Consider the following 13,450-nt stretch of genomic DNA (forward strand, 5'->3'; position numbering starts at 1 on the left):
AGATTGGTGATTTTAGTAATTTTGTTTGAAAAGCACAGCAATCTCTCTCATAAAGGTGAGAGATCAGTTTATCATGAAGCTTATATATTTTTGAAACTGCCTATATTTTCTGAAAATGCAAAGGTTTGTGATAACACGGCTACAGGTGGTGAGTATTTTAGCAAACCATGTATGCATGTCCGTAACAATATTTATGATTATACATTGATTTTAAATTATGAACATATCGAGGGAATACTGTTCTTGATGATAAGGTTTGCGATGGGACTCAGATTTATAAAAAATAAACTCTGTTGGAAAAATTATCTTTGTGAAAGTGCTCAAAAATGCTTCAGGTGATGTAGGGTTTTCCTTTCTAAAATTTTCTATACCAAATTAGATTTGAATTTTATTAATGGCTAAAAAATATCAAATCGAAAAAATTAAAGATGCTTATACGCAGCATATTACCAATCTTTATCGTATAAAGTCTTAAAAGATTTGCTGATGTTAAGGGGGGCTTGGGAACTTTATTGAAAAGAAAAGTAACCACTTCTATGAGTGTGACAGACTATTGGATTTATGAGTAGACTCGGGTGTTTGGTTTTATCCGAGTTTATGACAATGAAAAAATACCAGGCAATACTAAGGTTTGTGGTCAAGTCTATGATTATATGGAAGTTTTTGGCAAGGCTTTTATCTTTCAATATTTAAAAATTTATGACAATGCCAAGGTCTCTTATAATAGCAAGATTTCAAGTTTTGTTTGTGTTGATAGCCATGGACAAGTTGATGATTATGTTAGGATTTTCGGTTCTGTAAAGGGTTTGAGGAAGAGCTTATGGGGACTCACAAAGAAATCAAGACAACGGCGATAAGATGTGCTGACATAAATCATGAAGTTTAGAAGGGTGATAAGAGGCGGATTTTATTATAAAATAAGGATAAATCACAGGCACAGGAAATGATTTTTTATATCATGACATTTGTGAAAAAATGTGAAAAAAAACGTGTATTACGTATATTGCAGATATCGGCTGGGATGGTGATTTGGGAGAGATGAGCAATATTTACATATTGAGATAAAGTGGTCCTTCATTCCCTTGCGGACAGGTCCAATTAATATTTTGATTGGGATCTTTGATGTCGCAGGTTTTGCAATGTATGCAGTTTGCAGCATTGATCATATAAGTTTCCTGATTATTATGCTCTAGCCATTCGTAAACAGCAGCAGGGCAATAGCGGGTGGAAGGACCTCCATAGATTGCATATTCAGAATTTTTTTGTTTTTCTAATGAGGCTATTTTTAAATGGCAAGGTTGGTTTTTTTCATGGTGGGTATTGGAAAGCGCAACACTGGAAAGGCGGTCAAAAGTTACCATACCATCTGGTTTGGGATAAGCAATGGGTTGAAAATTTTTTGCTGGCTCAAGGCATGCATAATCTGCTTTTCCGTGTGAGAGTGTTTTAAATAAGGAAAATCCAAATAATTGTTGCCACCACATATCAAAGCCGGCAAGCTTAATCCCATATTTTGTGCCGTATTTTGCCCAGAGAGGCTTGGCGTTGCGTGTTTTATAAAGATCTTGGCCAATGGGACCTTTGCGCCACTCTTCTTCGATTTCTTTGACTTCATCGTGGGCGCGACCTTGCGCAAGAGCTGCTACGATTTTATCGGCTGCTAATATGCCAGATAAGATAGCGTTATGTGATCCTTTGATCCGAGGAACATTGACAAAACCAGCACAACAGCCAATAAGTGCTCCACCAGGAAAGGTCAGTTTTGGTACAGATTGCCAACCACCTTCGCTGATGACACGGGCACCATAAGAAAGGCGTTTTGCTCCTTTGAAGATTTCATAGAGTTTAGGATGTGTTTTAAAACGTTGAAATTCTTCGAAGGGAGAAAGATAAGGATTTTTATAATCTAAGTGTACAACAAAACCAGTAGAGATCAGATTGTTTTCTTGGTGATAAAGAAAACCACCACCACCAGTATCATTATCTAAGGGCCAACCGGCGAAATGTTGCACTAAACCACATTGGTGTTTTTGGGGATCGACTTCCCAAAGCTCTTTGAGACCAAGACCAAACTTTTGTGGTTCACGGTTTTTGCTCAGATCAAATTTTTGTATCAGTTGTTTTGCGATGGAACCACGTGCTCCTTCCGCTATCAGAGTATATTTTGCTAATAAAGCCATACCAGGCATATAATTTTTTCCAGGAGTTCCCTCTTTGTTTAGTCCCATATCACCTGTGAGAACACCAATAATGGCTCCGTTATCGTTCTCTATGGTTTCTGATATCGAAAAACCAGAATAGATCTCGACGCCGAGCGCTTCGGCTTTTTTGCTTAGCCAACGACAGACACTCCCGAGCGAAACAATATAGCATCCGTCATTTGATAAGATTTTAGGGCGAAAAATATTGGGAAAGAGTGTGGCATGTTTGGGCTTTAGAAAAAAAAACTGATCACTGGTGACCGGTGTTTTGAAGGGATGATCTTGCTCTTTTCTCCAGTCTGGCAACAGTGTGTCAATACCGATAGGATCAACAACTGCACCAGAGAGAATATGTGCACCAACTTCAGTACCTTTTTCAACGATTGTAACAGAAAGTTCTGGGTTAATCTGTTTTAGACGAATTGCAGCAGAAAGTCCTGCAGGACCCGCTCCCACAATTACTATGTCACATTCTATACTTTCACGTTGATGCAGAGGTGCATTCATGGTTTATAAAGCTTTCTCCAATTCAGGAATAATTTGGTGAAGATCGCCTACAAGGGCATAATCAGCAATTTGCATGATGGGAGCTTCTGCATCTTTATTAATGGCGACAATAATCTGTGCATCCCTTATACCGGCTAAATGTTGGATTGCACCGGAAATGCCAACTGCGATATAAAGCTTTGGGGCAACAACTTTGCCTGTTTGTCCAATTTGCCAATCATTAGGAGCATAACCTGCATCAACTGCTGCTCGGCTGGCGCCTAACGCGGCTTCTAACTTGTTTGCAAGTGGTAGAAGGAGTGCCATAAACTGTTCTTGTGAACCAAGACCACGCCCTCCTGATATGATCACACGTGCTGAGGTAAGATCAGGGCGATTGCTTTTGTTGGTTTGTGCTTTTACAAAAGAAGAAAGGTTTGGATTGGGAGCTGGTGTTATTGTTTTAATGGGAGCAGCATTCTTTTGGGAGGGTTCTGGGATGAAAGAGGCTGTGCGGACTGTTATAACTTTTTTGTCATCATTGCTGCGTATTGTTTCAATGGCATTTCCTGCATAAATTGGTCGTTTGAAGGTATCGGATGCAACAACGGCGATAATGTCTGAAATTTGCATAACATCAAGAAGAGCTGCTACGCGCGGCATGACATTTTTTCCGATGCTGGTAGAGGCGGCTATGAACACATCATAATCATTCGCTTGTTTCATGATTGTATCTGCTACTGGTTCAGCTAATTGATGTGTTAAATAATCAGCTTCAGCGATAAGAATTTGCCGCACACCAGTCAATTTGGCACTGTTTTCGGCGATTGCTTGAACGTTTGTTCCACAAACCAAAATATCGATCTCGTTGCTGATTGCGCGAGCAGCGTTTAACGTTTTTGCGGTTTCTTCTGTATTATGTTCGGCTAATAAAAGAATTGCCATATGTTTTTACCCTTTTATGCAGTGTTGCGTTTGATTTATGAGTTATCAAAGATTAAATGCAATGTGTTTGTTTTAGTGCACTGACTAGTTCTGCTACATTTGCTACCTTGACACCGCATTGACGGGGTTTGGGTTCTTCTACGCTTAAGACTGTTAAGCGTTTCCGTGTCTCTATGCCAAGGTCGACAAGAGCTTTTTGTTCAATGGGTTTTCTTTTTGCTTTCATAATATTGGGCAGAGAAGTATAACGCGGTTCATTTAACCGTAAATCAGCTGTTATGACGATGGGGAGGGGAAGGGAAAGAGTTTGAGTCCCGTCATCTACTTCGCGGGTGACTATAGCATGCCCATTTTCTACGTTTAGGTTTGAGGCAAAAGTTGCTTGTCCCCAACCGAGAAGGGCAGCTAACATTTGACCTGTTTGATTACTCTCGTCATCAATGGCTTGTTTGCCTAAAAAGACCATATCTGGTTTTTCTTCTTGGATAATGACTTTAAGAATTTTGGCAATTGCTAAAGGTTCGAGTGTTTCTTGCGTTGTTACAAGGAGCGCACGATCCGCCCCCATTGCAAGTCCTGTTCTTAGGGTTTCTTGTGCTGTTTCTGGTCCAATTGAAACAAGAACAACTTCTGAAATTTTGCCGGATTCTTTTTGGCGGATTGCTTCTTCTACGGCAATTTCGTCAAAAGGGTTCATAGACATTTTCACATGCGACAGATCAACGCCTGTGCTATCCGGTTTGACGCGTATTTTGATATTATAATCAACAACACGTTTGACAGCGACAATTATCTTCATGATGATCCTCTTTGTTTTTTTATGATCACAAGTTTATAGTAAGAGCAACAAGAAACCAAATCGTTTAGAACTGAACTTCACTTCATCATTGGTTTTCTCATGCTATAAAAGTTCTCTATTTTTTTGTACTCTTTTATCATTGTTCCCAGTCCCCATTTTGTATTCTTTTGCGTTGTCATTATTGTTTTCTCCCCTTGAATAAAAAGTAAAAAACACTGTGCATTTATTTTTAATGAATGTGTTTATCATGATTTATAAAATAATTTTACGAAAAGAACCTGAAAAAAAGGGGTATAAAATGATCAATGGTATACCAATAGAAAATGAGAATATTCTTTTTGAGTTGCATATGCTCAGTTTATAATGGGACAATAGCTCTTAAATGTTATGCCAAAAAAGTGAAAAAAGTAAAAATAGGGCACGGTTTTTCAATTCAAATTTTGAGAACAGAAAAATCAATGATCATTCTTTCAAATTATTTTGGAAGTTCTTAAAGCTCTATTTACTAAAATAGAGCAAACTTTTCATTCATTTGTGCGATTCTTTGCAAAAGATTAATGCGACTTAGCATTTTTCGAAGACAATGAGGGGTAATGTTTGTGAATAGCAAGAGCCATCTTACAAAGCAGGCTGGACATGATAAACTTTCTTCTTTTGTTGTTGAGCAAAAGAAGCAAGGGAATACAACTGCTGAAGTAACAATGTCCGATATCGCTAAGAAATTACGCTCTGTTCACACACAAATGCAAATGAAACACTCGCCTCATCATTTGACCTCGCACAATTTCGTGGAAGAAAGTTTTCAATCTTATTTGGATGACATTAGTCGGGCAATTTTGGCGGAACATTACATACGTCGCCAAAAAGAAAAAAAGCTTTTTGAGTCCTTAGAGAAGATTATACTGCTCGTTCAGAGCTTGCAGAGCGAAAAGAAAAGCCTAGAAAAAACACCAGTAAAACAGCGTATAGCTGGTTCAAAATCGCTTGATTCTGTTGTGCAGAAGCTTGCTGATATGGCAGATGAGGGGAAACAGGAGCGCTTGTTGTTCCAAGAGCTACCAAATGATTCAAAACAAAATGGTATAACTGCACGCCAAACACATTTTGAAAATACCTTGCAACAAAGGAATAAAAGCTTTTTACCAAGTGATGCCATAAAGCCTTTTCCAAAAGAGGTTAAGGGGCTTGGACAAAATTCTTCCGTAGAAGAAAGGTGCTCAGATGTTCAGGAAGCTGCTCATTACATTGAGGATGCGTGCTCGCTTTCATCTAATATGGAACCTCAGAAAAACTTCTTTTTTTTACGTGCGTCTCTTAAAAAATTTTTCCAGTGTTTTTTAAGCATTGCATTTATGGTAGCGATAGCGTTATGTTTTTATAGCTTTTTAAGAGGGGCTCCTTTTTTTGATTTTTGATGTTAGGTTTCGTGATATGAGAGGTGTTGCGCATTGATGATTTTATAAAGGCATGTGTGACATCTAAAATTATCCTTTTTAAATACGCGACAAAAACTGTTGGAGAAGAGGCTTATTGAAGAGGAGTTTTCGAACTATCTAAAAAACGCAAATGATCTTGAAGGTTCTGTAAGTGAGTATTTATTTACCAATTGCTGAAATGTCTCTCAACATGCTGATCTTGATTGGTATGGGGGTGGTTGCTGGTTTTTTTTCAGGTCTTTTTGGTATTGGGGGTGGTTTTCTTATTACGCCTTTATTGATTTTTTATAATATTCCTCCTGCTATTGCTGTTGGAACAGGGGCTAATCAGATGATTGCTTCCTCTGTGACAGGGGCAATTACACATTTTAGAAGACGCACTCTTGATATCAAATTGGGTATTCTTTTAGCGATTGGAGGGGGAATTGGCTCTTTAGCCGGGATTCTGATTTTTTCTGTTTTGAAAAAATTGGGGCAATTGGATTTAATGATTTCGCTTCTTTATGTGGTCCTTCTTGGAAGTGTGGGAAGTTTGATGATTATTGAAAGTTGGCGCGATATACTGCGTCAGCGTAGGGCTCAAAAAGTCAATATTCGTCTTGCTGGTCGCCATAACTGGATCCATCGGTTGCCTTTAAAAATGCGTTTTCGCACATCAATGATCTATGTTAGCATTCTTCCAGTTTTAGCGATTGGTTTCATTGTTGGATTGTTGTCTTCTATCATGGGAATTGGTGGCGGATTCTTCATGATCCCAGCATTGATTTACCTTTTGCGTGTTCCAACCAGTGTGGTGATTGGGACTTCCCTTTTTCAGATTACGTTTGTCTCTTCTTTTACTACAGTTTTACAAAGTGTCAGTAATCAGTCAGTAGATATTGTTTTGGCTTTTTTGTTGATGCTTGGAGGAAGTATTGGTGCGCAATATGGAACAAGGGCTGGAAGAAAATTAAAGGCTGAACAATTGCGTTTAGCGCTTGCCTGTTTGGTGTTGATTGTGTGTATGCGTCTTGCTTTCCAGTTATTTATACGCCCTGATAATCTTTTCTCTCTCGATATTCTGATGAGATAAAAATGGATAGATTATTTTCTTTATGCATCATTGTCGGCTGCTTTTGTGTGGTCTCTTTTCCTACATGGTCACATGTTGGCGCAAAAGATTCATTCACTGAGCAAGTTGATCACGAAACTATCCAAATTATCGTAACAACGAATAAAATTACGGTCGATGCACATTTTGATGGTCGTGACCTTTATATTGCTGGTGTTTTGGAAAATATCGATCCCTTATATTCTCGACAAAACCGTTATGATATTATTGTAAGCTTGGAGGGGCAAAATCGATCAATGGTGATGCGGGAAAAGAAACGTAATGCTGGCGTTTGGATTAATACAGACTCCCTAATTTTTAAAAATGTTCCTCTCTTTTATTCTATGGTTACCACACGTGAAATTGATGATATTACAACTGTTGAGGATTATAAACAGTTAGGTTTGGGATTATCCTATTTGTTGCTGCAAACGGATGAACAAGATCAAAAAAAAGTGCAAATTTTTCGCGATGAACTGATAAGGTTGCAAAAAGCTAAAAATCTTTATCACGAGGAAATAGGCGGTGTTCGTTTTGGTTCTGGTACACTTTTTACGGCACATTTTCGTTTGCCGGCAAATACGCCTGTGGGACATTATCAGGTTCGTGCTTATCTTTTTCGCGATGGGCAGTTTATTGATAGTGCAACTACAACTCTTGAAATCGTTAAAGCCCATATTGCTTATGCAATTTTTCATGCAGCCCACAAGCATAGTTTTTTCTATGGTATTATCGCAGTGATGATAGCTGTTAGTACAGGCTTTTTATGCCGTTTTATTTTTCGAAAAGATTAGTGAGAGAAAAATTCTATAGTTTTTATTTTTTGCGGAAAATACGTAGAAAAAGAAAAGTAGGGACAACAACAATTGCTCCCATCGCGACCATATGGAAGAAGTTCGTAAAAGTTGTAAATCCTGTTGCCCATAAAAATTTAAAAAATTCCATTATCTTTTGTATAAGACCAAGAGGTGTCCAACCAAGCAGCTTTAATATAATGCCAGCAAGGAGTGAAAGAAGGAGTAATTTTACAAACACATATCCTAATGTTCCTCCAAGAAATGAATGAAAAGAATTGGATAACTTTTTCCTTTTGTTCATTATAATATACTTTCGAATATATTGCATTTTAGAAGCATCATTGTCATAAAGAAAGCAAGAAGGGAAGCTTGCTATTTGTTTTCTCTTTTGTTTTTCTTTACTTTCCTTTCAAGTTTACCGCCTTGTAAGACTGGTGTAACATCTGTGCTGGTTTCTGAAACGCGTTCGTGTTCTATTGGCATTTTGCGTAATATTTTCATAGTATTCCTTTCATGAAATTTGGGTATATTCTTTCATTGTACAAGAACATGCAGGAAAATTTTTAGAATATTTCGACGTTTTGCAGGATAGTAAAATTTTTTCAGTACGTCGAAAGTTCCATATAAATTAATATTATAAAAAAATATATGAATTAATTTATTGATATGTATCAGTTAATATATTGTGTATAGAATGTGATTTAAAGGTATGTTATTTTAGAGAAACGCTATTTTTCTTGAGAGAATATTTGTGTATAGATATTATTTAAAATTGTATATTTCAATCTCCATGCGGGGGCTTTAAAATGTATTATTGAAGAAAAATTTGGTTATATGCAGAGTAGGTGGGGGAATATTAGATTACTATGGAGCTTATACTTCCAATTATACGACTTTTCCTTAAAAGATGATAAAGTGCGGTTGGGGAGTGTTTTCTTTTTGCTGGTTCATGGAAAATCTCAAATTTCTTCCTAAAGAAGGGATAAAGGGGTGATATGGGCATTGTTAACAGCTAAACTTCTCTAGAATCATCAAAATATCAAATTGTTCTTGAAGTTTTTGAACCAATCTAAGTCTATGCTTTGATGACTCTTTTCGAAAATCGCTAGAAGAAATTCTGTAAGAAGTCCTGTTTGATAAAACATAGAAGAACTCTTTGCCTCATATATTCTGAATTATAGCCGTTGTGACATTCTCAGTGGGGAATGTCATTGCGTGGTATCATTCATTGTATCTCCGATCGTTTTCCGTTGCATGTTTTCGTTTGACCTATACGAGTTCTGGAGGGGTATGGCTGTTGCTCTTCAATGTTTTGATATTTTCTCTTTAGGAGGTGTGTTTTCTAAGTCTGATCTTGTTATTTTTGCACGTTATTGTTGCACGGGGAATTTATATAATAAACTTTAAAAGGAAAAATTGATGAATTTGAAAAGGAAAATATTAAAAGGAAGCAGTTCTTTTGTTTGTGCTGTTCTTGCACTGGGGATGTTTGTACAACAGGTTTCAGCAAAAACACCTAATGATACTCTTGTCATGGCTTTGAATCTCGATTCAATCGAGACCTTTGATCCTGCGCAAGTCAATGAACGTTATGGAAATGAAATTATTGTCAATATTTGTGATAACTTAGTCGATTCCGCTCCAGATGATCCAGCGAAAATGGTTCCTTCTTTGGCAAAGAGTTGGGATGTTTCAAATGATGGACAAGGTACGGTCGTTACTTTTCATTTGCGTGATGGTTTGAAATTTCATGATGGTCGACTTGCTAGTGCTTATGATCTTGTTTGGAGCATGAGGCGTGTTGTCAAATTAAAATTGTCTGCAGCGGCAATATTTAATGAATATGGAATTACAGAACACAATATTGATTCTACTCTTCAAGCACTAGATGAGAAAACAGTGGTGATGAAATTTGACAAGCATTATCCAGCAGAGATCATTCTGGGTCATATTGTTACTGGTCGCGTTGCTGCTTTGCTTGATCGTGAGACAATTATGAAACACGAACAAGATGGTGATATGGGAAATCGCTATTTGGCTAGTCATGCTGCTTGTGTTGGTCCGTATCAGTTAGAGAGCTGGCGTTCTGGGGAAGCGATTTTATTACGCGCAAGTTCCAATTATTGGGGACAAGCACCCAAATTAAAGCAGATTTTAATTCGTCATGTTGCGGAACCAGGAACACAACGTTTATTGTTACAAAAACACGATATTGATGTTGCACGTAATTTAATGCCAGAGGATATCGCAGATCTGCAAGCAACAACAGATATTAAGATTGAAAAAAAATTGACACCCTCTGTGATTATGTGGGGATTCAATATGACAAATCCAATTTTTGCCAATGAAAAAGTGCGCTTGGCGATGCGCTATCTTATTGATTATGAAAGTCTTGGAAAGACACTTCTGAAAGATGTTGGTATTCCGCGTGCAAGCTTTATTCCCATTGGGAATCTTGGTGCTTTAGATGAAAAAGAAGGGCAGCCTTTTAAACTTGATCTGCAAAAAGCCAAACAGCTTTTAACAGAAGCAGGTTATCCAGATGGTTTTGAGGCCAATATTTTAGCAGGGAAATCCCCTTATCCTTTTGCTTTGCCGATTGCTCAGTCAATTCAAGATAATGCAAAAAAGATAGGAGTGCACTTTAAAATTGAAAATTTTGTAGGGACACAGTTGTTTTCAAAACTTTATGCACGTAGCTTTGATACGATTTTTATGGGATGGAATAACGATTCTGCAGATCCTTATACAATGGCGTCACGTCTTGTTTACAACCCTGATAATCGGTTTGAGGCTAAAAACACAGGTTATCCTAGTTGGTGCCATGGGTATTTCGATGAAAATATGAATCAAAAGGTTCAAGATGCGTTATTTGAAAAGGATCTGCAAAAACGCGCGCAAATCTATGCCGATTTACAACGGGAATTTATGCAAAAGGGACCTTATGCTTTTATCTATCAGACCTATAATATTATTGCTATGACGCCTGATATCAAAAAATGGGTTTGGAATACTGCACCACGTATTTTTTATAGTGCTGTTGAAAAATAGTTGCCTCTTCAATACTGTAAAATATAAAAAACGTGATTATAATATCTTTGACGTTTTGCATAGAGTTTGAAAACTTTGCAAAATGTCAAAATTAATCGGTAATAAATCGTCAGTTTGTGTATAAAATATAATTAAAAATACTTTTACAAAAATATTATTCAGCTTGATAAAATATTTATTTATAATTATTTAAGATTAGATAGCTCAATCTACACGACAAAATAATAAACTTGTTTATTGAAAAGGCATAACAAAAAATAGGCTCAATAAAAGAGAGCGGGGTTTAGTGTTTTTGAAAGAGCGGGGGGAGTTGAAATGTGTTATTGAAGAGAGATTTTATTATATTCAGGTGCGTGGGGGAATAGCAGGTTCCTGTAGAGCTTATGTTTCAAATGCGTTCACTTTTCTTAAAAAAATGAAGAAGTGTGGTTGATGGTGTGTTCTTTGGTGCTATTTGATAGAAAAGTCCCAATTTTCTTCTGAAGAAGGTTGGAATGGCCACTATTAAGAAGCCACATTTGTCTAGGATCATCAAAATATTAAATTGTTCTTGAGGCTTGTGAGCCAACCTCAGTTGATGCTTTGATGACTCTTCTCAAAAATCATTAGAAGAAATTTGAAGAAGAGGACCTGTTTGATGAAGCAAAGACGAAATCTTTTCCTCATATGCCGCGAATTACAGGTGTTGTAGCATCGCTCAATATGAGTGTTATTCGTGGTATCTTCATCATTTCTCAGATGTTTTCCGTTGCATATTTAGGTCCTGTTCCTTTCAGGTAGGTGGCTATTGGCTGCTGTTGTTTGAATGTTTTGATCTTTTCTCTTTGGGAGGTGTGTTTTCTCAACCTGATCTACTTATTATTGCACGTTATTGTTGCATGGAGAATTTATATAATAAACTTTAAAAGGAAAAATTGATGAATTTGAAAAGAAAAATATTACAAGGGAGCAGTTCTTTTATTTCTGCTGTTCTTGCACTGGGGATGTTTGTGCAACAGATTGCAGCAAAAACACCTACCGATACTCTCGTGATGGCTTGGGATCTCGATGCAATAAGTAACTTTGATCCTGCACAGCTCAATGACCGTTATGGAACTGAAATTATTGTCAATATTTGTGACAATTTGGTTGTTTCTGCTCCAGATGACGCGACTAAAATGATTCCTTCTTTGGCAAAGAGTTGGGATGTTTCAAATGATGGACAAGGTACGGTCATTACTTTTCATTTGCGCGATGGTTTAAAGTTTTATGATGGTCGACCTGCCGGTGCTCATGATCTTGTTTGGGGCATGAGGCGCGTTGTCAAATTGAAATTGTCTAACGCGGCGACTTTTAATGAATATGGTGTTACAGAACAAAATGTTGATGATGCTTTTCAAGCACCGGATGAGAAGACGGTGGTGATGAAATTTGATAAGCCCTATCCAGCGGATCTCATTCTTAGCAACATTTCCACTAATCGTACTGCTGCTTTGCTTGATCGTGAGACACTTATGAAACATGAACAAGATGGTGATATGGGGAACCGCTATTTGGCTAGTCATGCTGCTTGTGTTGGTCCTTATCAGTTAGAAAGTTGGCGTCCTGGAGAAGGGATTTTGTTGCGTGCAAGTTCCAACTATTGGGGAGAAGCACCCAAATTGAAGAAGATTGTTATTCGCCATGTTGCAGAAGCAGGAACGCAGCGTTTATTATTGCAAAAACACGATATTGATGTTGCACGTAATTTGATGCCAGAGGATATCGCAGATCTGCAAGCAACAACAGATATTAAAGTTGAAAAAGTGTTGGCGCCATCGGTAATAATATGGGGATTTAATACGACAAACCCAATTTTTGCCAATGAAAAAGTGCGCTTAGCAATGCGCTATCTTATTGATTATGAAGGTCTTGGAAAGACTCTTCTGAAAGATGTTGGCATTCCACGTGCAAGCTTTATTCCTCTTGGGAATTTTGGGGCTTTGGATGAAAAAGAAGGACAGCCTTTTAAACTTGATCTGAAAAAAGCCAAGCAGCTTTTAACAGAAGCAGGTTATCCAAATGGATTTGAGGCTAATATTCTGGCAGGGAAATCTCCTTATCCTTTTGCTTTGCCTATTGCTCAGTCACTCCAAGATAATGCAAAAAAGGTAGGCGTACACTTTAAAATTGAACATTTTGTAGGGAATCTGTTGTTTTCAAAACTTTATACACGTGCTTTTGATACAATGTTTTTCGGATGGAATAATGGTTCTGCCGATCCTCATACGATGGCTGCACGCCTTATTTATAACCCTGATAATCGGTTTGAGGTTAAAAATACAGGCTATCCTAGTTGGTGCCATGGGTATTTTGATGAAAAGATCAATCAAAAGGTTAAAGAGGCGTTGTTTGAAAAGGATCCACAAAAACGGGCGCAGATGTACGCGGATTTACAACGGGAATTTATGCAAAAAGGACCTTATGCTTTTATCTATCAAACATACAACGTTGTCGCTATGACGCCTGACATTAAAAAATGGGTTTGGAATAGCGCTCCACGTATTTTTTATAGTGTCCTTGAAAAATAAGTGCACAGTAGCACTGTAAAGCGTAAAAAAGCATGATTATGATCTCTTCGGCGTATTGGTTAAGACCTTTTTCATACGTCGAAGATTAATTGTCAT

At 37.5% G+C, this 13,450-nt stretch carries 11 protein-coding genes; 6 read left to right on the forward strand and 5 right to left on the reverse strand.

Features of this window, described 5'->3' with window-relative positions:
- Positions 1-575 precede the first annotated feature (575 nt).
- Positions 576-857, forward strand: coding sequence for a hypothetical protein (locus tag BN200_RS08525; RefSeq protein ID WP_019221351.1), 282 nt, complete (start codon positions 576-578; stop codon positions 855-857).
- A gap of 192 nt (positions 858-1,049) precedes the next feature.
- On the opposite strand, the gene BN200_RS04650 is transcribed toward BN200_RS08525, so the two are convergent.
- From BN200_RS04650 to BN200_RS04660, 3 genes are read right to left on the reverse strand one after another with little or no spacing between them, the layout of a single operon-like run.
- Entirely contained in the window at positions 1,050-2,708 is a 1,659-nt protein-coding gene (locus BN200_RS04650) for an electron transfer flavoprotein-ubiquinone oxidoreductase (RefSeq protein ID WP_019221352.1), read from the reverse strand.
- 3 nt (positions 2,709-2,711) lie between these two features.
- On the reverse strand, positions 2,712-3,632 hold the full coding sequence (locus tag BN200_RS04655; protein ID WP_019221353.1) for an electron transfer flavoprotein subunit alpha/FixB family protein: 921 nt from the start codon (positions 3,630-3,632) through the stop codon (positions 2,712-2,714).
- A 52-nt stretch (positions 3,633-3,684) separates the two neighbouring features.
- Positions 3,685-4,431, reverse strand: a complete 747-nt coding sequence (locus BN200_RS04660) for an electron transfer flavoprotein subunit beta/FixA family protein (RefSeq protein WP_019221354.1) — start codon at positions 4,429-4,431, stop codon at positions 3,685-3,687.
- 599 nt (positions 4,432-5,030) lie between these two features.
- Between BN200_RS04660 and BN200_RS04665 the strand changes: the two genes are divergently transcribed.
- The 3 genes from BN200_RS04665 to BN200_RS04675 all read left to right on the forward strand — a co-directional run bounded on the left by BN200_RS04665 (position 5,031) and on the right by BN200_RS04675 (position 7,751).
- A complete protein-coding gene (locus BN200_RS04665; RefSeq protein ID WP_034989126.1) occupies positions 5,031-5,846 on the forward strand; it encodes a hypothetical protein in 816 nt (271 codons plus the stop codon).
- Between the two features lie 172 nt (positions 5,847-6,018).
- Positions 6,019-6,939, forward strand: a complete 921-nt coding sequence (locus BN200_RS04670; RefSeq protein WP_019221358.1) for a sulfite exporter TauE/SafE family protein — start codon at positions 6,019-6,021, stop codon at positions 6,937-6,939.
- A gap of 2 nt (positions 6,940-6,941) precedes the next feature.
- The gene (locus BN200_RS04675) at positions 6,942-7,751 is read left to right on the forward strand and encodes a TIGR02186 family protein (RefSeq protein WP_019221359.1); all 810 of its coding nucleotides are present in this window, start codon (positions 6,942-6,944) and stop codon (positions 7,749-7,751) included.
- A gap of 22 nt (positions 7,752-7,773) precedes the next feature.
- On the opposite strand, the gene BN200_RS04680 is transcribed toward BN200_RS04675, so the two are convergent.
- Together BN200_RS04680 and BN200_RS09910 are read right to left on the reverse strand one after the other, a co-directional pair.
- Positions 7,774-8,055, reverse strand: a complete 282-nt coding sequence (locus BN200_RS04680) for a DUF6460 domain-containing protein (protein ID WP_019221360.1) — start codon at positions 8,053-8,055, stop codon at positions 7,774-7,776.
- A gap of 71 nt (positions 8,056-8,126) precedes the next feature.
- Complete coding sequence (locus BN200_RS09910) at positions 8,127-8,255, reverse strand: hypothetical protein (RefSeq protein WP_019221361.1); 129 nt, start codon at positions 8,253-8,255, stop codon at positions 8,127-8,129.
- 918 nt (positions 8,256-9,173) lie between these two features.
- Between BN200_RS09910 and BN200_RS04685 the strand changes: the two genes are divergently transcribed.
- Together BN200_RS04685 and BN200_RS04690 are read left to right on the forward strand one after the other, a co-directional pair.
- Positions 9,174-10,805, forward strand: a complete 1,632-nt coding sequence (locus BN200_RS04685) for an ABC transporter substrate-binding protein (protein ID WP_019221364.1) — start codon at positions 9,174-9,176, stop codon at positions 10,803-10,805.
- Positions 10,806-11,722: 917 nt separating this feature from the next.
- Positions 11,723-13,354 (forward strand): ABC transporter substrate-binding protein, encoded by a 1,632-nt coding sequence (locus BN200_RS04690; protein WP_019221366.1) that lies wholly within the window; start codon positions 11,723-11,725, stop codon positions 13,352-13,354.
- Positions 13,355-13,450: the final 96 nt, after the last annotated feature.

Origin of the sequence: Bartonella senegalensis OS02 (assembly GCF_000312545.1) — a bacterium.
Lineage (GTDB): Bacteria > Pseudomonadota > Alphaproteobacteria > Rhizobiales > Rhizobiaceae > Bartonella > Bartonella senegalensis.

What these genes read in the sequence shown, in the direction of transcription:
- BN200_RS04650 (WP_019221352.1), bottom strand. Translation starts at nt 2,708, where the DNA reads ATGAATGCACCTCTGCATCAACGTGAAAGTATAGAATGTGACATAGTA.
- BN200_RS04655 (WP_019221353.1), bottom strand. Translation starts at nt 3,632, where the DNA reads ATGGCAATTCTTTTATTAGCCGAACATAATACAGAAGAAACCGCAAAA.
- BN200_RS04660 (WP_019221354.1), bottom strand. Translation starts at nt 4,431, where the DNA reads ATGAAGATAATTGTCGCTGTCAAACGTGTTGTTGATTATAATATCAAA.
- BN200_RS04675 (WP_019221359.1), top strand. Translation starts at nt 6,942, where the DNA reads ATGGATAGATTATTTTCTTTATGCATCATTGTCGGCTGCTTTTGTGTG.
- BN200_RS04680 (WP_019221360.1), bottom strand. Translation starts at nt 8,055, where the DNA reads ATGAACAAAAGGAAAAAGTTATCCAATTCTTTTCATTCATTTCTTGGA.
- BN200_RS09910 (WP_019221361.1), bottom strand. Translation starts at nt 8,255, where the DNA reads ATGAAAATATTACGCAAAATGCCAATAGAACACGAACGCGTTTCAGAA.
- BN200_RS04685 (WP_019221364.1), top strand. Translation starts at nt 9,174, where the DNA reads ATGAATTTGAAAAGGAAAATATTAAAAGGAAGCAGTTCTTTTGTTTGT.
- BN200_RS04690 (WP_019221366.1), top strand. Translation starts at nt 11,723, where the DNA reads ATGAATTTGAAAAGAAAAATATTACAAGGGAGCAGTTCTTTTATTTCT.